The sequence below is a fragment of the Pseudomonas caricapapayae genome (assembly GCF_001400735.1).
Classification (GTDB): Bacteria; Pseudomonadota; Gammaproteobacteria; order Pseudomonadales; family Pseudomonadaceae; genus Aquipseudomonas; species Aquipseudomonas caricapapayae.
In genome coordinates this window covers 34,268-53,039 of record NZ_LJPW01000146.1, presented here as the reverse complement: position 1 = coordinate 53,039, position 18,772 = coordinate 34,268, and the positions used below count along the sequence as shown (strand labels likewise).

Below are 18,772 nucleotides of genomic sequence, written 5' to 3'. Positions count from 1 at the left end.
CTATAACTTGATTAATGAGTAAGTTGCGTCCTGCAGGGCCAGTTTCTAAGGTTCGGGGTACCGGAATGCGGTAAATATATATTTTTTGCATGTCCGGGCTGTCTATCACGTTTCAAAATTTAACCAAGCTGTCATGTGTCCGCCGCCTGACTGTCACTCCAGGGCTTCATGCTGGTGCTCCCACAAAACGTATTGGGAGACAGGATATGGCTCGGCACTACGATGATTTACCTACCAGCACCGTGAAAACCCGCCGTCAGCAGGAAGACCAGCGTCGCATGGAGTTTCGTCGGGCTATCGAAAGCTACAGTGAAGCGCGTCAGCTCAATCAGGAGTTGTGTGACTACATGGATGGCATGGACAACGCCGTATGGCAGACCATCAAGTTGCCCGCGGTCGACCGTCGAAACGCTCGACAAGCTGGGTGATCTGCGTGCGCTCGGTGCGGATGAACGCAAGAAAGGCATGTGCCACCGGTGAGAGCCGTTTGTCTCTGGCCTGAGCCACGCACCAGCTTCGATACAGCGGCAGCTCCGCCACGGGCAGCTCCACGAGAGCGCCGGTGGCGAGTTCCTGACAGACCGCATGCCGCGTCAGTATCGCCAGGCCCAGCCCGGCAACCACACATTCACGTTGCGCCTCGCTGGAGGACACCTCCAGTGTCTGAGTGAAGTGCACGCGCTTCTCTTTGAAGTACTCCTCGCAGGCCCTCCGTGTGCCCGAACCGGCTTCGCGAGTAAGCAGTGGCCATGGCTCAAGGTCTTTCAGGTTCAGTGCCGTATGGCTGCTGAGCGGGTGATCGGGCGGTGCCACGGCGACAATCGGGTTATTGAGGAACGGCAAAAACTCCAGGCCCATATCCAGTGGCACTGCCGACATCACTACAAGATCATCACGGTTATCCGACAATCGCCTTATGATCTGTGCACGATTGACTACCATCAGGCTCAGGCTGACTTCCGGATGCTGGCGTTTGAAAGCGGCGAACAGGTGAGGAACGAAATACTTGCAGCTTGACTCGATTGCCAGTTTCAACTGGCCTTGCAATGAGCCCTGCATATCCGAAAGCTGCATGTCCAGACTTTCCAGACGCCCGAAAATATCCCGGCTGGCCAGTTGCAGCGCTTGAGCCGCCTCGGTCAGGTAGAGTTTTTTACCGACGTATTCGAACAGAGGCTGACCGATCAGCTCTTCGAGCTGGCGAATCTGCAGACTGACAGCGGGCTGTGTCAGCGACATCTCTTCAGCCGCCCGGCTGTATGAGCGTAGATCACACACTTCGTTGAAAATGCGCAGCTGGCGCAATGTCATGCGCATCAATGACTTACGCATCTATAGATATTTCCGGATGACGGGCAAGACTCAACTATAAGCTTTTACTTATGCACTACCCAACTTTTACTCATTTTTGTTAATCCTTGATTCGGCATAGGGTGTTCCTGCGACATTCAGTCACATGCCCTGTTACATAAACGGGTCGAGGGAAACGCCAGTGATAACAAAAATTCTGATCGCTAACCGCGGGGAGATTGCCGTTCGCATCGTGCGCGCCTGCGCCGAGATGGGCATTCGCTCGGTTGCGATCTTTTCCGATGCTGATCGGCATGCATTGCATGTCAAACGCGCTGACGAGGCCTATAGCATCGGTGCCGAGCCGCTGGCGGGTTACCTGAACCCGCGCAAACTGGTGAATCTGGCGGTTGAGACCGGTTGTGATGCGCTGCACCCCGGCTACGGCTTTCTCTCTGAGAACGCTGAGCTGGCTGATATCTGTGCAGAACGAGGGGTCAGGTTCATTGGTCCGTCAGCGGAGGTGATTCGCCGCATGGGTGACAAGACCGAGGCCCGTCGCAGCATGATCAAGGCCGGTGTGCCGGTGACGCCCGGCACCGAAGGCAACGTGGCGGACATCGACGAGGCGCTGGCCGAAGGCGAGCGCATCGGCTATCCGGTCATGCTCAAGGCCACTTCCGGCGGCGGTGGCCGCGGTATTCGTCGCTGCAACAGTCGCGAAGAACTCGAACAGGCCTTCCCGCGGGTGATTTCCGAAGCGACCAAGGCCTTTGGTTCGGCGGAAGTCTTTCTCGAAAAATGCATCGTCAATCCCAAGCACATTGAAGCGCAGATTCTGGGCGACAGTTTCGGCAACGTGGTGCACTTGTTCGAGCGCGACTGCTCGATTCAGCGGCGTAACCAGAAGCTCATCGAAATCGCTCCCAGCCCGCAACTGACTCCCGAGCAGCGCGCCTATATCGGTGATCTGTCGGTGCGTGCGGCCAAGGCCGTCGGTTACGAGAACGCAGGCACCGTGGAGTTTCTGCTCGCCGAGGGTGAGGTGTACTTCATGGAAATGAACACTCGGGTGCAGGTCGAGCACACCATTACCGAAGAAATCACCGGGATTGATATTGTTCGCGAGCAGATCCGTATCGCGTCCGGTCTGCCGTTGTCGGTCAAGCAGGAAGACATCATCCATCGCGGTTTTGCCCTGCAATTTCGGATCAACGCCGAGGACCCGAAGAACAACTTTCTGCCCAGCTTCGGCAAGATCACTCGTTATTACGCACCCGGCGGGCCAGGTGTTCGCACCGATACGGCGATTTATACCGGCTACACCATTCCGCCGTTCTACGACTCGATGTGCCTGAAGCTGATCGTCTGGGCGCTGACCTGGGAAGAGGCGATGGATCGCGGTCTGCGTGCGCTGGATGACATGCGGCTGCAAGGAGTGAAGATCACTGCAGCCTATTACCAGGAAATCCTGCGCAATCCGGAGTTTCGCAGCGGTGAGTTCAACACAAGCTTTGTCGAGAGCCACCCCGAGCTGACCAATTACTCGATCAAGCGCAAACCCGAAGAACTGGCGCTGGCCATCGCCGCCGCCATTGCCGCACACGCCGGTCTGTAAGGAACAGTGAAATGCCCAAGAAGATTTTCGTAACCGACACCATCCTGCGTGACGCCCATCAATCGTTGCTGGCGACCCGCATGCGTACCGAGGACATGCTGCCGATCTGCGACAAGCTCGACAAGGTCGGTTACTGGTCGCTGGAAGTCTGGGGCGGTGCCACGTTCGATGCCTGCGTACGCTTTCTGAAGGAAGATCCGTGGGAGCGCTTGCGACAGTTGCGAGCGGCTTTGCCCAATACCCGTCTGCAAATGCTCCTGCGTGGCCAGAATCTGCTGGGTTACCGGCATTACAGCGATGACGTGGTCAAGGCATTCGTGGCCAAGGCGGCGGTCAACGGCATTGACGTGTTCCGTATTTTTGATGCCATGAACGACGTACGTAACCTGCGTGTTGCGATTGAGGCCGTGAAAGCAGCGGGCAAGCATGCTCAGGGCACCATCGCTTACACCACCAGCCCGGTTCATACCATCGACGCATTCGTGGCGCAGGCCCGACAGATGGAAGCGATGGGCTGCGATTCGGTGGCCATCAAGGACATGGCAGGTCTGTTGACGCCCTATGCCACGGGTGAACTGGTCAAGGCATTGAAGGCCGAGCAGTCGTTGCCGGTGTTCATTCATTCTCACGACACCGCAGGCCTGGCTGCCATGTGCCAGCTCAAGGCCATTGAAAGCGGCGCTGACCACATCGATACGGCGATTTCCAGCTTCGCCTGGGGCACCAGCCATCCGGGCACCGAGTCGATGGTTGCTGCGCTCAAGGGCAGCGAGTTCGACACGGGGCTGGACCTGGAGCTGCTGCAGGAAATCGGTCTGTACTTCTACGCAGTGCGTAAGAAATACCACCAGTTCGAGAGCGAATTCACGGCGGTCGATACACGGGTGCAGGTCAACCAGGTGCCAGGCGGGATGATTTCCAACCTCGCCAATCAGCTCAAGGAGCAGGGCGCACTCAATCGCATGAGCGAAGTGCTGGCTGAAATTCCGCGGGTGCGCAAAGACCTCGGCTATCCACCGCTGGTAACGCCGACCTCACAGATTGTCGGTACTCAAGCGTTCTTCAACGTGCTGGCCGGGGAGCGTTACAAGACCATCACCAATGAAGTGAAGCTTTATTTGCAAGGCGGCTATGGCAAGGCTCCTGGGCAGGTGGACGAAAAGCTGCGCCGTCAGGCCATCGGCAATGAAGAGTTGATCGACGTTCGTCCGGCCGATCTGCTCAGACCGGAGATGACCAAATTGCGTGCCGATATCGGCGCACTGGCCAACTCCGAAGAGGACGTGCTGACCTTCGCCATGTTCCCGGACATCGGCCGAAAGTTTCTTGAAGAGCGGGCCGCCGGGACCCTGATGCCGGAAGTGCTGTTGCCGATTCCTGAAGCTGGAAGCGTGGCAAGGGCGGGTGGTGAGGGCGTGCCGACGGAGTTCGTTATTGATGTGCACGGCGAAACCTATCGGGTCGACATCACTGGCGTGGGCGTCAAGGCGGAGGGCAAGCGCCATTTCTACCTGTCCATCGACGGCATGCCTGAAGAGGTGGTTTTCGAACCGCTGAACGAATTCGTCGGCGGTGGTGCCAGCAAACGCAAGCAAGCCCACGCACCGGGCCACGTCAGCACCACCATGCCTGGCAACATCGTCGATGTGCTGGTCAAGGAGGGCGATATGGTCAAGGCCGGGCAGGCGGTATTGATCACTGAAGCCATGAAGATGGAGACCGAAGTTCAGGCATCGGTGGCAGGCAAGGTCGTGGCGATTCACGTTGCCAAGGGGGACCGTGTCAACCCTGGCGAGGTATTGGTCGAGATCGAAGGGTGAGCTGATACCAGCGCATCCTCCAAAGGTTTACCTCAGGGAAGCACTCGTGGCTTCCCTTTTTTTATTCCGTGCAGGTGGGGCCGCTGTTCACAACTATCGTTACGCACGCTCCGGCGTGGAAATGCAATTCTGGACGCTCTGCGTCCTCAGGTCACCGAAACGCCTCAAGCCCCTTGATCTGTCGGCCGTCAGTAAAGTTATCCACAGCCAGCCAGCGTTCAAAGGCCATTTGCCGTTCGGGCCATTCACTGTCGAGTATCGAATACCACGCTGTGTCCCGGCTCTGGCCTTTGACGACCATGTGCTGGCGAAAGGTGCCTTCGTAGCTGAAGCCGAATCGTTCGGCCGCACGTTTGGAGCGGGCGTTGTTGGCGTTGCACTTCCATTCCAGGCGGCGGTAGCCCCGTGCGAAAGACTCTCTGGCCAGCAGGTAAATGGCCTCGGTGCCTTTGGGTGTACGTTGCATCGCTGAGCTGAAGGTGACATGCCCTATTTCGATCCGTCCGTGTGCAGCGACGATCGACATCAGGCTGATGACGCCTTCGGCTTTATCGGTCTGCTGATCGACGACCGTGTAAAACCAGGGGTCGGAGGCTGCCTCATGCCCGGCTAGCCAGGCATTGAAGGTGCTCCGCTCGGTGAAGGGCCCGTAAGGCAGGTAATTCCACAGTTCGGGGTCGGCATTCGGGCCTTGAAATGCAACCCACAGATCGTCGGCGTGACGTGCGGCGTCGAGTTTTTCCAGGCGAATAAAGCGGCCTGTCAGTGTGTCGGTTGCAGGCAATGCAGCAGCTTGCCAGTCCAGCAGAGTGTCGGGCATCAGTCACTTCCTGGTTCAGAGTGCTTTACGAAATTGTATGAGGCCGGGTCGCTCGGCCATTCGCTCGTATAACTGAATGGCCGTGGTGTTGGTTTCCTGGGTCAGCCAGTGCACCTTGTCGCAACCGTCTGCTTTGGCGGTGGCGTAGACGAACTCGATCAGTTGCCTGCCGATGCCTGTTCCGCGTTGCTCGGGTGCAACGATCAGATCCTGCAGGTAGCACGCATTGTTGATGCTCCAGTTGGAGCGGTGATAGATGAAATTCACCATGCCGACCGCCTCGCCGTCCAGCCAGGCCAGCGCCGAGTGGGTGGGTTCGTTCGAGTCCACCAGCCGTTGCCAGGTGACATCACTGACCCCTTCGGCCAGCTCAGTATTGTAGAAGCGCAGATAGGCCTGCCACAGAGGCCGCCAGGCATAATGGTCGTCGACGGTAACGGGGCGAATACGGACATCGGTCATGAGGTTCTCCATCAGCTCATCAAGCGAGCGACTTGCTGGTCATGTGCATCTGCGCTTGCTGCGAGGCCGTCGCGTACACCGGCCATGTCTGAAGCGCTGCGGTTCTGGCTGAGTTTGCGTTTGCCTTGCAGCCGCTGTACGGGAAGGGCAAACCCTGCAATTGCCCCGAGCATTTTTGCAATATAGTCCGCGGGCGCATCGTCGATGGACCAGGGCTGTATACGGCTGGATTCATGGCGATGGGTCAGATCAGCCAGCAGTTGGTGCAGTTGCGCTGCATCGGTAAATACCTCAGCGTGCCCATAGGCATGCACGGCCAGGTAATTCCAGGTTGGGACAACCTTGCCGTGTTCTGCCTTGCCAGGATAGAAGGACGGGCTCACGTAGGCATCCGCGCCCGGGAAAACCACCAGCGCTTCAGCGCCTGAGTTCAACTGCAGCCACTGCGGATTGGCCTTGGCCAAGTGCCCGTAAAGCGTGCCATACGGTCCCTCGTCGCGGCGCAACAACAGCGGCAGGTGGGTCGCCTGTAAACCGTCATCGCCATCAGTGACAAGAATTGCCAGGCGCGTTTGATCGATCTGTTCGTGCAGGCTGAACGTGTCGTTTTCCTTGAAGGCAGCAGGTATGTACATGGAGATTTTCCTTGGCTGATGAGCTGATCGTAGGCAAGGTATTGGCCTTATGTAAGATCCATTTTTGACAGATTTCATAGGTCCAATTCATGCCTGTCGTTCCCGTAGCGTTCCCGTCCACGCTTACCGGTATCGTGCTCGACCCGAATCAGGGCTTGAGCAAGCAGCTTTATGAGATTTTGCGCCAGCGGGTGCTCGATGGGCGCTTGAGTGGTGGCACGCGCCTGCCGGCCAGTCGTGATCTGGCAAAGTCATTGGGCATTTCCCGCAACAGTGTGATGCGCGCCTACGACCAGCTTTACGCTGAAGGTTTCACAGAGGGGCGCACGGGTGACGGCACTTATGTCGCCCGGCTCTCGGCAAACAACTCGCCAACCCGGCATGCAAGTGGAGAAAAACTATCCACCAACTTGTCCACAGACGTATCCACAAGGTTACGCACAGGTTTATCCACAATCGCGGCTGAAATGACACCGGGTTCATCCGCTGAAGTTATCCACAATCCGACATCCGCACTGCTTGAAAAGCATCACCTGCCCGAGCCGCCAACGGGACCGCCACGGGCCTTTCGAGTAGGGGTTCCGGCGTTCGATCTTTTTCCTTTTGCCTTGTGGGGCAAGCTGTATGCGGCTTTCTGGCGCAAGCCAGACCTCGCTCAGCTCGGTTATGGGGCTGCGGCGGGAGATTCGCGGTTGCACGAATTGATCGCTGTTTATCTTCGTTCATCACGTGGGCTGCACTGCACAGCTGAGCAAATTGTGATCACCAGTGGCGCTCAGCATGCGATCAGCCTTTGTGCACAGTTGCTTTTGACGCCGGGTGAGGGCGTTGCCGTGGAAAACCCTGGCTACCGGGCGGCAGGTCATGCATTTGCGCTGGCGGGTGCGCATCTGCACGGTGTGGCTGTGGATAACGAAGGCATGCGATGCGCTGACCTGGAGCATGCAGAGTGCAGGCTGGCGTACGTGACACCTTCGCACCAATACCCGACTGGCGTGGTCATGAGCCTGGCACGGCGGCTGGAATTGCTGGCCTGGGCCGAGAGACATCAGGGCTGGATTGTCGAAGACGATTACGACGGTGAGTACCGGTACAGCGGTTCGCCATTGGCCCCCTTGGCTGCGCTCGACCAGGGCGGTCGAGTGCTCTACGTCGGGACCTTCGGCAAAATCGCCTTTCCGGCGCTACGCCTCGGGTATCTGGTGCTGCCTCGGCAACTGGTGCGACCGTTCAGCCAGCGCAAGGCAATAGACATGCGCCATACCGAGATTGGCGTGCAGGCGGTCATGGCGCAATTCATCGCGCAGGGGCATTTCCAGCGACACATCCGTCGTATGCGGCGCGCGGCGCTGAGTCGTCGCAATGCGCTGCTGGACAACTGGCCCGTGGATATTCCCGGATGCGCTGCAATGCCCAGAGTGGTGGCAGGGCTGCATGTCATGGTGAAGGTAGACAGCGTCGCGCGTGAACGGGCGCTGATTGCCAAAGCCGACAGCGTCGGTGTCGAGATGAATGCCTTGAGTGATTACTGGTTGCCTGACACCCGTGAGCCTGTGGATAACCGCGCCGGGCTGGTTCTGGGTTTTGCAGCAGTGCCCGAGATCGAGATTGCCGATGCATTGAACAGGCTGCGCGAGGCCTGGTCCGAGTAGTCCCGTTGGCAGGCGTATAATCTGCACTTTCTGTTACCTGTTCTTGAGATACCCATGAATAACTCTCTTGTTGCAACACCCGGACGCAAGTTCGGCGCGCCGCTGGCTGCGCTGTTCCTGCTGCTGATGGGCGCCCAGTTTCTGCTGCTGAGTGTCGGCACCCGCCAGGTCATGCTGTGGATCGTCGGCGCAGCGCTGGGCGTAACGCTGTATCACGCGGCATTCGGTTTCACCTCGGCGTGGCGGGTGTTCATCCGTGAACGACGTGGTGCGGGTCTGCGGGCGCAGATGGTGATGCTGGCGGTTGCCGTGGTGCTGTTTTTTCCTGCGCTGGGTGCAGGCACGCTGTTTGGACAGCCGGTTACCGGGCTGGTCGCGCCGGTCGGAATTTCGGTCGTGGTGGGTGCGTTCATCTTCGGTATCGGCATGCAACTGGGTGGTGGCTGCGCGTCGGGCACATTGTTCACCGCAGGTGGCGGCAATGCGCGAATGCTGGTAACGCTGCTGTTTTTCATCCTCGGTTCACTGATTGCCACCCATCATGTCGACTGGTGGTTCGCCCTGCCTTCGTTTCCGGCTGTTTCCGTAGTCAACACCTTCGGCGTGGTGCCTGCGCTGCTCATGAACCTTGCGCTGTTCGCCTTGATCGCCCTGGTGACCGTGAAGCTCGAAAAGCGTCGCCACGGTCAGCTTGAAGCGCCGCAGAGCACTGACCGTCGCGGTCTGAGCCGTGTCTTGCGCGGGCCGTGGATTCTGGTCTGGGGCGCTGTCGCGCTGGCGCTTCTCAATTACGCGACGCTGGCATTGGCGGGCCGCCCATGGGGCATCACGTCGGCATTTGCGCTATGGGGGGCGAAGGTCGCCAGCGGGCTGGGCGTGGACGTCGGCAGTTGGGTGTTCTGGCAGAGCGCTGCAAACGCCAAGGCGCTGGCAGCGCCTGTATGGGAGGACATCACCAGTGTGATGGACATCGGCATCATGCTCGGTGCCCTGCTGGCAGCAGGGCTGGCGGGACGTTTTGCGCCCAGTCTGGACATTCCCGCACGTTCGCTGGTTGCTGCGGTGATTGGCGGGTTGTTGCTGGGCTACGGCTCGCGTCTGGCCTATGGCTGCAACATCGGTGCGTACTTCAGCGGTATCGCTTCCGGCAGCCTGCACGGCTGGTTGTGGCTGATCGCCGCTTACACCGGAAACGTGGCCGGTGTGCGTCTGCGGCCGATTTTCTTCGCCGGTGAACGTCCGCAGGTGGCGCTGACTGGCTGCTGAACCAGGTTGAAACCCCGAGATTAAGCGGGCCGTTTGCGAACCATCTGCCGGATTGGCATTCAAAGGCCATGCAGCAGCTGTCCGCCTGCGATTCGCTTAATTTTCGATGGGGTAGTTCCTTTGCAGCAAACGATCATTTCGAAAATCCGTTTTCTCGGCAAGACCATCGGTTACGTAGGTTGGTCGCTTTTCTGGTTGTTGATCTGGGACGTGATTGTCACGGTTGACTTCATGCTGTATCTGGAGCGCAAGATCACATTGCCTTCCATGCCGCTGACCCTGCTGGGCTCGGCGCTTGTAGTTCTCACCAGCTTTCGTAATTCCAGTGCCTACAACCGCTGGTGGGAGGCCCGCACGCTGTGGGGCGCACTGGTCAACAGCTCGCGCAGCTTCGCTCGTCAGGTGCTGACTCTGGTTGAGGATGACGACGGGATCAACCCGGTCAAGGCCACGCTGTTGCGTCGCCATGTCGCCTATGTGAAGTGTCTGTCTGCGCACCTGAAGGGTGCCAAATGTGGCGACGAGATTCAGATGCTGATTCCCCGCGAGGAATTCGAGCGCCGCCACGACACCAATAATTTCCCCAACGACCTGCTCAACACTTCGGCAGCGCTGTTGGCCAAGGAGTATCAGTCGGGCCGGCTGGACAGCATTCGTCTGGCGCGCCTGGAGTCGACCATGGTGGATATCTCCAATTGCCAGGGCGGTATGGAGCGTATTGCCAACACGCCGCTGCCTTATCCGTACGTCGCCTTTCCGCGCTTGTTCATCACGCTGTTCTGTCTGATCGTCCCGATCGGTCTGGTGGAAACCCTGGGCTGGTTCACGCCGCTGGCTTCGACCGTAGTGGGCTTCATGCTGTTGGCCATCGAAAAGATCGGCACTGACTTGCAGAGCCCGTTCCGTGCCAGCGAGCATGAGATTCAGATGACGGCATTGTGCGAAAACATCGAACGCAATCTGGATTCGATGCTCAGGGGCGCACAGGAAGAATGCAAGGCTTCGTAAGGAGGGTGAGGCGTTCAGCGTGTGCCGAGCGCCTCGGATAACGCGGGAGTTGCAGCTGCCTAACGCAGCTCACCACACAGATCCAGCTCGACCAGCCGTCGCACTTCCTCGGTCGTCAGGTTTGCACCCAGCAGCGCATGCAGTTTGCCAAGCGCTGCTTCGCGGGTCATGCCGCCACCGGAAAGCACGCCTGCAGCACGCAGACGGCTGCCCGCCTCGTAGACGTCCAGCTCGACACCGCCCTCGTGACACTGGGTGATCGCAACCACGCAGATACCAAGCGCCCGCGCGTTTTCCAGACTGGCCAGGAACTGCGGATCGTCACTGGGGCCAGTGCCGTTGCCGAAGCATTCGATTACCAGCCCCTGAATGCCGCTGTTGATCAGACCGTCGAGCTGAGCAGCGCCGATGCCGGGAAACAGGGGTAATACTGCAACCTCTGCCAGCGTCTTCGCCTGACGGTAATCGAGTGCGTCAGGCAGCGAAACCACGGCGTGACCACCACGTGAGCGTTGCAATGGTGCAAACGGTTGACGACCGAAGCTGCGAATTTTCGCGCAGCGAACAGGCGTCATCAGTTGCCCGTGGAAATACAACTGGACGCCCGAAACCAGGCCTGAACCCAGAGCGAGCAGGGCACCGTTGACGTTTTCCCAGGCATCGCTGTCCTGCACGCCCGCAGGCAGCATCGAGCCGGTGAACAGCACCGGCGCGCTGAAACCCAACAATTGGAAGCGCATCGCCGCTGCGCTGTAGGCCAGGGTGTCAGTGCCATGCAGGACCAGCACCGCATCGCAGCCGTCGACCTCAACCGCTTCGATCACCGCGTCGCGCAGGCGCAGCCAGTAGGACGGGGTCATGTTGGCGCTGTCGATCAGTGGCGACATCTCGCGAAAGTGCCACTGTGGTACCAGCAGCTCCGGGTGCTCGGCCAGCTGTCCGGCCATTCGTGCCTCGAAACCCGAAGCCGGTGCCAGACCGTTGGCGCTGGCCTGCATGCCAATGGTGCCGCCGGTGTAAAGAACCATCACGCGTTGTGCGGGTTGTTGTGCGTCATGAGTCATGGCTCTTCTCCGGCGTAGTGTCGCAGTGGTTATCGTGCTTCTGGTACGGGTCTGGCTGCCGCTTCGGCATCCTGTGTCGACTGACGGGTCGGATTGGCTGGCCATGCGTTGCGGTCCAGATCCAGATCAGGGAACTGGCTGGAATCGAACACCGGTGTCTTGATGCCTGCCCGACGCTGCGCATCGTAGTCGTTCAAAATGCGCTTGACGACTTTGAACAGCATTGCGAGGGCGATCAGGTTGACGAATGCCAGCATGGTCATGGTGATGTCGGCGAATGCCAATACATCCTTGAGGTCGACGACGGCACCCCACATGATCAGGACCAGTACCGCGATACGGTAGATGATGATGGTCTGGATCTTTTCGCCAAACAGGAACCGCAGGCTGTTTTCGCCCAGGTAGTAGTTGTAGAGAATCGAGGTGAAGACAAACAGCGCCAGCGCCACGCTGATGAAGATTCTGCCCCAGTCACCGACCACTGCAGCCAGCGAGTTCTGCGCCAGCACGATACCGTTGCCGTCGTAGCCGATGTCGTAGATGCCGGACAGCAGGATCAGCAAGGCGGTGCAGGTGCAGATCACGAAGGTATCGAGGAACACGCTGAACGCCTGAACCACGCCTTGTGCCACCGGGTGCTCGACATGTGCCACGGCAGCAACGTTGGGCGCACTGCCCAGGCCGGCTTCGTTGGCGAAGACACCACGCTTGACGCCCATCACGATAGCGCTGCCGATCAGGCCGCCGAATACCGAATCAAGACCGAAGGCGCTTCTGACGATGGTCATCAGCATGCCGGGAACGTGGTCGATCTGCAGGACGATGACATAGATGGTGACCGCGATGTAAATCAGGGTCTTGACAGGAACCAGCAGGTCGGAAATCGCCGCAATGCGCTTGATGCCGCCGACGAAGGCCAGGCCCAGCAGCACCACCAGACAGATACCGGTGGTTCTGGTGTCGATGTTGAACGCGCTTTTCAGCGAGTCGGTCACGGCATGGGATTGCAGGCCGTTGAAGGCAAAACCGAAGGTCACCAGCAGCAGTACGGCCATGACCATGCCCAGCCAGCGCTTGCCCAGACCGTGCTGGATATAGAACGCCGGACCGCCGCGGAACTGACCTTCGGAATCCTTGCGCTTATAGAGTTGAGCAAGGGAGCACTCGATGAAGCTGCTGGACATGCCGACCAGTGCGGTTACCCACATCCAGAAAACGGCACCCGGACCGCCGAGCGTTACGGCGATGCCGACGCCTGCGATGTTGCCGGCACCGACGCGGCCCGCAAGGCTGAGCATCAGTGCCTGAAACGAACTCAACTGACCCGCGCTGCTGCGCAAGCTGTCGCGAAAAACCGAGAACATGTGGAAAAAGTGTCGAAACTGAACGAAACGCGAGCGGATCGTGAAGTAACTACCCAGGCCAACGATAAGTACGATCAGTACCTTACCGGAGAGAAAGTCGTTAATCATTTCCAGCATTTTTGTTATTCCTCGCTACTTTTGAGGGGGCGCACTATACCGGTGCAAAGTTTTTACGTCTGTAGTCGCTTTCTTGGACGGCTGATTCTTCATTCGCGACGATGAATGAATACTTCCTCGGATTACTCCGCCGAAGTGAGGTGCCGGAGGCTCTGGGTCCAGTGTCGGAGCCCTTTGCTGCAGGCAAAAAAAAGGGTCTGGAGAATCACTCCCAGACCCTCAAAAAATTGAGGGGTGTCTAGGCCCTCAATCTGGTGAGCAGGTTGCGCAGGTCACTCCTGTCAGGCCTTCAAGGGGGCCAGACGGGGAGCGATCATGTTTTCCGGGCGCAGGATGTCGTCGAGCATGGCATCGTCGAGCAGACCTTCCTCACGCACCAGTTCAAGCACACCGCGGCCGGTTTCCAGCGCGATGCGGGCGATACGGGTGGAGTTTTCGTAACCGATGTAAGGGTTGAGTGCGGTGACCAGGCCAATCGAATGCTCGACCAGCTCGCGGCAGCGTTGTTCGTTGGCCGTGATGCCGACGATGCAGTGCTCGCGCAGCATGTCCATGGCGCGCTGCAGCAGGCGGATCGAGTCGAAGATCTTGTAGGCGATCAATGGCTCCATCACGTTGAGCTGCAATTGCCCGCCTTCGGCAGCCATGGTCAGCGACAGATCGTTGCCGATGATCTCGAAGGCGACCTGGTTGACGGCTTCCGGGATCACCGGGTTGACCTTGCCGGGCATGATCGAGCTGCCTGGCTGGCGCGCCGGCAGATTGATTTCGTTGATCCCGGTGCGCGGGCCGCTGGACAGCAGGCGCAAGTCGTTGCAGATTTTCGACAGCTTGACCGCCGTACGCTTGAGCATGCCCGAGAACAGTACGAATGCGCCCATGTCCGAGGTCGCTTCGATCAGGTCCGCTGCCGGCACCAGCGGCTGGCCGCTGATCAGCGCCAGACGGTCGACGGCAAGCTTCTGATAGCCTGGGTCGGCGTTGATGCCGGTGCCAATGGCCGTTCCGCCCAGGTTCACTTCGGTCAACAACTCCGGTGCCAGGCTGCGCAGGCGGTTGAGGTCTTCTGTCAGGGTGGTGGCAAAGGCGCGGAATTCCTGACCCAGAGTCATTGGAACGGCGTCCTGCAACTGAGTGCGGCCCATTTTCAGAACATGGTTGAATTCTTCACCCTTGGCGGCGAACGACTGGATCAGGCTGGAGAGGCTGGCAAGCAGGGCGTCATGACCCAGCAGCAGGCCCAGACGGATCGCGGTCGGGTAGGCGTCGTTGGTCGACTGCGCCATGTTTACATCGTTGTTGGGATGCAGGTGTTTGTATTCACCTTTCTCGAAACCCATGGTTTCCAGAGCGATGTTGGCGATGACTTCGTTGGCATTCATGTTAGTGGACGTGCCGGCGCCGCCCTGAATCATGTCGACCACGAACTGATCGTGGAAGTCGCCGCGGATCAAGCGGGCGCAGGCCTCGCTGATGGCCGCATGCTTGGTATCGTTGAGGTGTCCGAGCTGGTGGTTTGCATCAGCTGCCGCCTGCTTGACCATGGCCAGGGCCACAACCAGTTTAGGGTAGTGCGAAAGCGGCACGCCGGAGAGGTGAAAATTGTTCACCGCTCGCAGGGTCTGGATGCCGTAATAAGCGTTGGCAGGTATTTCGAGAACACCAAGAAGGTCTTTTTCGATGCGCGATGATGCAGGCGAGGACATGATAAAAAAAGTCTCAAAAAGGCACGGACAATGCCGGAACGCCACGAATAGTGGGCTTGCCGCCTCGGCTTGACCAATGCTGTTAAACGCTGGCCTATGCAATAACGGCATAATCAGGGTGTGACCCGGATTCCGTTCAGTGCGTAAAGGGGGCAAAATGTCGCACCCCGACGGTTCTCCGCTCCTCTCAAATGGAGCCGTCCGGTCATGTATCCGCGCCGCGTTGCCGGTCGTCCCACCTGGGTCGCTTCAAACCGGGTGCTTGCAGGGCTGCGCAGTTGCCCGTCGAAGCAGCCATCCATTGTCCGGGAGGACCTGATGAATCTGGAAAGCAAATGGCTGGAGGATTTCAGCGCCCTGGCGGCCACTCGCAGCTTTTCTCAGGCGGCCGAGCGTCGTTTCGTGACTCAGCCCGCGTTCAGCCGGCGTATCCGCAGTCTCGAGTCGGCATTGGGGCTGACCCTGGTCAATCGCTCGCGCACGCCCATCGAGCTGACGGCGGCGGGGCAGCTGTTTCTCGTCACCGCGCGTACGGTGGTCGAGCAACTGGGCGAAGTGGTGCGCCATCTGCATCATCTGGAAGGTGGGCAGGGCGAGGTGATGCAGGTTGCCGCGGCACACTCCCTGGCGCTGGGATTTTTTCCGCGCTGGATCGCCCAGTTGCGCAACGAAGGGCTGAACATTGCGACCCGGCTGGTGGCCACCAATGTCGGCGATGCGGTACATGCGTTGCGTGAAGGTGGCTGTGATCTGATGCTAGCGTTCTACGACCCTGATGCAGCGCTGCAGATGGATGCCGAAATATTTCCCTCCCTGCATCTGGGGCATACCGAGATGTTGCCGGTCTGCGCTGCCGATGCCGATGGGCAGCCGTTGTTTGATATGGAAGGCGAGGGCAGTGTGCCGTTGCTTGCCTATAGCGCCGGGGCTTTTCTGGGACGTTCGGTGAATCTGCTGCTGCGTCAGCGCAATCTGCGCTTCACGACGGTCTACGAGACGGCCATGGCAGACAGTCTGAAAAGCATGGCGCTGGAAGGCTTGGGGATAGCCTGGGTACCGCAGCTGAGTGTGCGCGCCGAACTGGCGCGCGGTGAATTGGTGGTGTGTGGCGGGCCGCAATGGCACGTTCCGCTGGAGATTCGTCTATACCGTTGCGCATTGGTGCGCAAGGCCAATGTGCGTCTGTTATGGCGCAAGCTTGAAAGCGCGGCACCACCAGAGTCATTGTAAGGCGGGCCGCTTGTGGCAAGCGGCCGCGCTTCATTCAGGGGTACTCACTCAGGTTTGCGACGATTTTTTGCTTGTTTTTGTCGCTGTAGAAGTAGCAGTTGGCACGTACGGATTGGCGGGTCGCTACCAGATTGGTTTCGCACCACCAGCCACCTTTGTAAATGACCTCTGCGAGTTCGTGAGTACCGCCGAGCATATGGCCAAGCTCATGTGCAGGTGCGGTAAACGTTTCCAGCGAGGCTATGCCGGTATTCCCACCGATGGTGGCGAAACCAGCCGTGGTTGAATTCATCCTGCTTTGGGTCACCAACAGGTATTTGCTGGTGCCATTGATCGGCAGGTTTTGCTCCGTCAGATACTGTTTGATTTCACTCCTCCATGCGCCATAGGTCTGGTCCGTGTTTTCGTTCTTGTACTGAAAGTCCGTCACGTCAGGAATGTTGCGAGCGAACTGTAAATGGACGCGACGACCCGTGAAGCTTTCCAGGTCCTTGATGAGCCAGGCAAAGTAGTCCTGGGCCAGGCGCGCGTCGCTGGTTTCCTTGACGTCATCGTGAATGAACAGGAAGAAAAACAGCGGTCGTTTCGATTGATCGGCCAAAGCGGCCTGGCACAGTGTGAATGTGGCGATCAACAGCAGGGATCTTGCGATTGTCTTGAACATATTTACTCGTCCGTGAGCAGTGAATAGGGGGGGCACGACCGGAAGCAGGTCATGGCTACAATTAATAGAAATTGCGGCGTCGGTTAAATCAGGATTGGCAGCTGTCGATGTAGCCGTTACCTGTACCAAAGTGCAGGAAGAGTGACGGGCTTCCCCGAGCTCGTAAAAACCTTGAACGGTTGATCATCCAAGGGGGCTGCCATCCTGAAGCTTTGCGGTATACTGCGCGGCCTTTGGCCGGTTAAATCGGTCATTATTCGTACAACAAGCCACGCCGGTTCCCCCGCGTGGCTTGTTGTTTTCAGACGCGCCTGCGGGCGCCCGATGAGAGGCACGACGATGAGCGCACTGGTTGGCGTGATCATGGGCTCCAAGTCCGATTGGTCCACCCTTAGCCACACTGCCGACATGCTGGAAAAGCTCGGCATCCCTTATGAAGTCAAGGTAGTGTCAGCTCACCGCACGCCGGACCTGCTGTTCCAGTACGCCGACGAAGCCGAGGGCCGTGGCATTGAAGTGATCATCGCCGGTGCCGGTGGTGCCGCTCACTTGCCGGGTATGTGCGCTGCCAAGACACACCTGCCTGTGCTGGGCGTTCCGGTGCAGTCGTCGATGCTGTCGGGTGTCGACTCCCTGCTGTCGATCGTGCAGATGCCTGCCGGCATTCCGGTGGCGACCCTGGCTATCGGCAAGGCAGGGGCGATCAACGCAGCGCTGCTTTCAGCCAGTATCCTCGGGGCAAAACACCCTCAATTCCACGCAGCGCTGAAGAAATTCCGTGCTGAGCAGACAGACAGCGTCCTGGACAATCCAGACCCGCGCCACGCCTGAGGTTTTTCCATGAAGATCGGTGTAATCGGTGGCGGCCAGCTGGGCCGTATGTTGGCATTGGCAGGTACGCCGCTGGGCATGAACTTCGCCTTTCTCGATCCCGCGCCGGATGCCTGTGCCGCTGCACTTGGCGAGCACCTGCGTGCCGATTACGGCGATCTGGATCATCTGCGTCAGTTGGCAGACGAAGTCGATCTGGTGACCTTCGAGTTTGAAAGCGTTCCGGCCGAGACCGTGGCGTTTCTGTCGCAGTTCGTACCGGTCTATCCGAGCGCCGAGGCGTTGCGCGTTGCGCGTGACCGCTGGTTTGAAAAAAGCATGTTCAAGGATCTGGGCATTCCGACGCCGGCATTCGCCGATATCCAGTCGCAGGCCGACCTGGATGCTGCCGTTGCCAGCATCGGTCTGCCAGCCGTCCTGAAAACCCGCACCCTGGGTTATGACGGCAAGGGCCAGAAGGTTCTGCGTTCGGCGGCCGATGTCGTCGATACATTCGCCGAGCTGGGCAGCGTGCCCTGCCTGCTGGAGGGCTTCGTGCCGTTCACCGGCGAAGTGTCGTTGATCGCCGTTCGCGCGCGTGATGGCGAGACCCGGTTCTACCCGCTGGTGCACAACACACATGACAGCGGCATTCTGCGCCTGTCCATCGCCAGCACCGATCATCCTTTGCAGACACTGGCCGAAGACTACGCCGGGCGCGTCCTGAAGCAACTTGATTACGTGGGTGTGCTGGCATTCGAGTTCTTTGAGGTCGATGGAGTTCTGAAAGCCAACGAGATTGCGCCGCGCGTGCACAACTCCGGTCACTGGACTACCGAAGGGGCCGAATGCAGTCAGTTCGAAAACCACCTGCGAGCGGTTGCCGGTCTGCCGCTGGGCTCCACAGCCAAGGTCGGCGAGAGCGCCATGCTCAACTTCATCGGTGAAGTGCCGGCAGTGGACAAGGTCGTCGCCGTCGAAGATTGCCACCTGCACCATTACGGCAAGGCGTTCAAGGCCGGACGTAAAGTGGGTCATGCCACTCTGCGCAGCGCCGACCGTGCCACGCTGGACCGTCAGGTGAAACTGGTTGAAGCGCTGATCAAGGGTTGATCACAGGTTTGAGTCTGGTGCCAGTGCCCTGCGCTGGCATGCCATTCAGTACGCTTCGTCCCGTTACGGCGCGCAGCGTCGGGCATTGCGTTGCCACGCTGGGGCGTGGGAAACGAGAATTGCCATTCATGAA

17 protein-coding genes are annotated in these 18,772 nt (G+C 58.9%); 9 read left to right on the top strand and 8 right to left on the bottom strand.

The genetic code is table 11. The features are described from left to right. Positions 1-242 precede the first annotated feature (242 nt). The gene (locus ALO80_RS29940) at positions 243-428 is read left to right on the top strand and encodes a PA3496 family putative envelope integrity protein (RefSeq protein WP_003316061.1); all 186 of its coding nucleotides are present in this window, start codon (positions 243-245) and stop codon (positions 426-428) included. Here the strand turns inward: ALO80_RS29940 and ALO80_RS21280 are convergent. Next, positions 382-1,332, bottom strand: coding sequence for a LysR family transcriptional regulator (locus ALO80_RS21280; RefSeq protein WP_055010413.1), 951 nt, complete (start codon positions 1,330-1,332; stop codon positions 382-384). The genes ALO80_RS29940 and ALO80_RS21280 overlap by 47 nt on opposite strands. 160 nt (positions 1,333-1,492) lie before the next feature. Between ALO80_RS21280 and ALO80_RS21275 the strand changes: the two genes are divergently transcribed. Further along, positions 1,493-2,908, top strand: coding sequence for an acetyl-CoA carboxylase biotin carboxylase subunit (locus ALO80_RS21275; protein ID WP_055010412.1), 1,416 nt, complete (start codon positions 1,493-1,495; stop codon positions 2,906-2,908). 11 nt (positions 2,909-2,919) lie between these two features. Continuing rightward, the gene (gene oadA, locus ALO80_RS21270) at positions 2,920-4,728 is read left to right on the top strand and encodes a sodium-extruding oxaloacetate decarboxylase subunit alpha (protein ID WP_054986503.1); all 1,809 of its coding nucleotides are present in this window, start codon (positions 2,920-2,922) and stop codon (positions 4,726-4,728) included. Between the two features lie 151 nt (positions 4,729-4,879). On the opposite strand, the gene ALO80_RS21265 is transcribed toward oadA, so the two are convergent. From ALO80_RS21265 to ALO80_RS21255, 3 genes are read right to left on the bottom strand one after another with little or no spacing between them, the layout of a single operon-like run. Beyond that, positions 4,880-5,548 (bottom strand): GNAT family N-acetyltransferase, encoded by a 669-nt coding sequence (locus ALO80_RS21265; protein WP_055010411.1) that lies wholly within the window; start codon positions 5,546-5,548, stop codon positions 4,880-4,882. A 15-nt stretch (positions 5,549-5,563) separates the two neighbouring features. Further along, positions 5,564-6,010 carry a GNAT family N-acetyltransferase gene (locus tag ALO80_RS21260; protein ID WP_054986522.1) on the bottom strand — a complete coding sequence of 149 codons (447 nt, stop codon included), beginning with the start codon at positions 6,008-6,010 and terminating at the stop codon, positions 5,564-5,566. Between the two features lie 11 nt (positions 6,011-6,021). Continuing rightward, entirely contained in the window at positions 6,022-6,645 is a 624-nt protein-coding gene (locus tag ALO80_RS21255) for an FMN-binding negative transcriptional regulator (protein WP_055010410.1), read from the bottom strand. Positions 6,646-6,734: 89 nt separating this feature from the next. Here ALO80_RS21255 and pdxR point away from each other — a divergent pair, with 89 nt between their 5' ends. The 3 genes from pdxR (at position 6,735) to ALO80_RS21240 (ending at position 10,571) form a co-directional block, all read left to right on the top strand. Continuing rightward, positions 6,735-8,297, top strand: a complete 1,563-nt coding sequence (pdxR, locus tag ALO80_RS21250) for a MocR-like pyridoxine biosynthesis transcription factor PdxR (protein WP_055010409.1) — start codon at positions 6,735-6,737, stop codon at positions 8,295-8,297. Positions 8,298-8,351: 54 nt separating this feature from the next. Further along, positions 8,352-9,563 (top strand): YeeE/YedE family protein, encoded by a 1,212-nt coding sequence (locus tag ALO80_RS21245; protein ID WP_055010408.1) that lies wholly within the window; start codon positions 8,352-8,354, stop codon positions 9,561-9,563. 120 nt (positions 9,564-9,683) lie between these two features. After that, positions 9,684-10,571, top strand: coding sequence for a bestrophin family protein (locus ALO80_RS21240; protein ID WP_055010407.1), 888 nt, complete (start codon positions 9,684-9,686; stop codon positions 10,569-10,571). A gap of 59 nt (positions 10,572-10,630) precedes the next feature. Here the strand turns inward: ALO80_RS21240 and ALO80_RS21235 are convergent, their stop codons facing one another. From ALO80_RS21235 to aspA, 3 genes are all read right to left on the bottom strand, one after another. Continuing rightward, the gene (locus ALO80_RS21235; RefSeq protein WP_055010406.1) at positions 10,631-11,635 is read right to left on the bottom strand and encodes an asparaginase; all 1,005 of its coding nucleotides are present in this window, start codon (positions 11,633-11,635) and stop codon (positions 10,631-10,633) included. A 29-nt stretch (positions 11,636-11,664) separates the two neighbouring features. Further along, positions 11,665-13,116, bottom strand: coding sequence for an alanine/glycine:cation symporter family protein (locus ALO80_RS21230; RefSeq protein WP_055010405.1), 1,452 nt, complete (start codon positions 13,114-13,116; stop codon positions 11,665-11,667). Positions 13,117-13,397: 281 nt separating this feature from the next. Continuing rightward, positions 13,398-14,822, bottom strand: a complete 1,425-nt coding sequence (gene aspA / locus ALO80_RS21225) for an aspartate ammonia-lyase (RefSeq protein ID WP_055010404.1) — start codon at positions 14,820-14,822, stop codon at positions 13,398-13,400. 318 nt (positions 14,823-15,140) lie between these two features. Here aspA and ALO80_RS21220 point away from each other — a divergent pair, with 318 nt between their 5' ends. Beyond that, the gene (locus ALO80_RS21220) at positions 15,141-16,052 is read left to right on the top strand and encodes a LysR substrate-binding domain-containing protein (protein ID WP_005739654.1); all 912 of its coding nucleotides are present in this window, start codon (positions 15,141-15,143) and stop codon (positions 16,050-16,052) included. A gap of 34 nt (positions 16,053-16,086) precedes the next feature. Here the strand turns inward: ALO80_RS21220 and ALO80_RS21215 are convergent, their stop codons facing one another. Next, a complete protein-coding gene (locus tag ALO80_RS21215; RefSeq protein ID WP_055010403.1) occupies positions 16,087-16,716 on the bottom strand; it encodes a zinc metalloprotease in 630 nt (209 codons plus the stop codon). Positions 16,717-17,055: 339 nt separating this feature from the next. Between ALO80_RS21215 and purE the strand changes: the two genes are divergently transcribed. Both purE and ALO80_RS21205 read left to right on the top strand, forming a co-directional pair. Continuing rightward, positions 17,056-17,547 (top strand): 5-(carboxyamino)imidazole ribonucleotide mutase, encoded by a 492-nt coding sequence (purE, locus tag ALO80_RS21210; RefSeq protein WP_002555898.1) that lies wholly within the window; start codon positions 17,056-17,058, stop codon positions 17,545-17,547. A gap of 9 nt (positions 17,548-17,556) precedes the next feature. Continuing rightward, positions 17,557-18,639: a 5-(carboxyamino)imidazole ribonucleotide synthase gene (locus ALO80_RS21205; RefSeq protein WP_055010402.1), complete on the top strand. Its 1,083-nt coding sequence runs from the start codon at positions 17,557-17,559 to the stop codon at positions 18,637-18,639. The last annotated feature ends 133 nt before the right edge of the window (positions 18,640-18,772 follow it).

Bases quoted from the DNA above. Each gene is read 5' to 3' on its own strand.
- ALO80_RS21280 (WP_055010413.1), bottom strand. From the start codon at position 1,332: ATGCGTAAGTCATTGATGCGCATGACATTGCGCCAGCTGCGCATTTTC.
- oadA (WP_054986503.1), top strand. From the start codon at position 2,920: ATGCCCAAGAAGATTTTCGTAACCGACACCATCCTGCGTGACGCCCAT.
- ALO80_RS21265 (WP_055010411.1), bottom strand. From the start codon at position 5,548: ATGCCCGACACTCTGCTGGACTGGCAAGCTGCTGCATTGCCTGCAACC.
- ALO80_RS21260 (WP_054986522.1), bottom strand. From the start codon at position 6,010: ATGACCGATGTCCGTATTCGCCCCGTTACCGTCGACGACCATTATGCC.
- ALO80_RS21255 (WP_055010410.1), bottom strand. From the start codon at position 6,645: ATGTACATACCTGCTGCCTTCAAGGAAAACGACACGTTCAGCCTGCAC.
- pdxR (WP_055010409.1), top strand. From the start codon at position 6,735: ATGCCTGTCGTTCCCGTAGCGTTCCCGTCCACGCTTACCGGTATCGTG.
- ALO80_RS21245 (WP_055010408.1), top strand. From the start codon at position 8,352: ATGAATAACTCTCTTGTTGCAACACCCGGACGCAAGTTCGGCGCGCCG.
- ALO80_RS21235 (WP_055010406.1), bottom strand. From the start codon at position 11,635: ATGACTCATGACGCACAACAACCCGCACAACGCGTGATGGTTCTTTAC.
- ALO80_RS21230 (WP_055010405.1), bottom strand. From the start codon at position 13,116: ATGCTGGAAATGATTAACGACTTTCTCTCCGGTAAGGTACTGATCGTA.
- aspA (WP_055010404.1), bottom strand. From the start codon at position 14,822: ATGTCCTCGCCTGCATCATCGCGCATCGAAAAAGACCTTCTTGGTGTT.
- ALO80_RS21220 (WP_005739654.1), top strand. From the start codon at position 15,141: ATGAATCTGGAAAGCAAATGGCTGGAGGATTTCAGCGCCCTGGCGGCC.
- ALO80_RS21215 (WP_055010403.1), bottom strand. From the start codon at position 16,716: ATGTTCAAGACAATCGCAAGATCCCTGCTGTTGATCGCCACATTCACA.
- purE (WP_002555898.1), top strand. From the start codon at position 17,056: ATGAGCGCACTGGTTGGCGTGATCATGGGCTCCAAGTCCGATTGGTCC.
- ALO80_RS21205 (WP_055010402.1), top strand. From the start codon at position 17,557: ATGAAGATCGGTGTAATCGGTGGCGGCCAGCTGGGCCGTATGTTGGCA.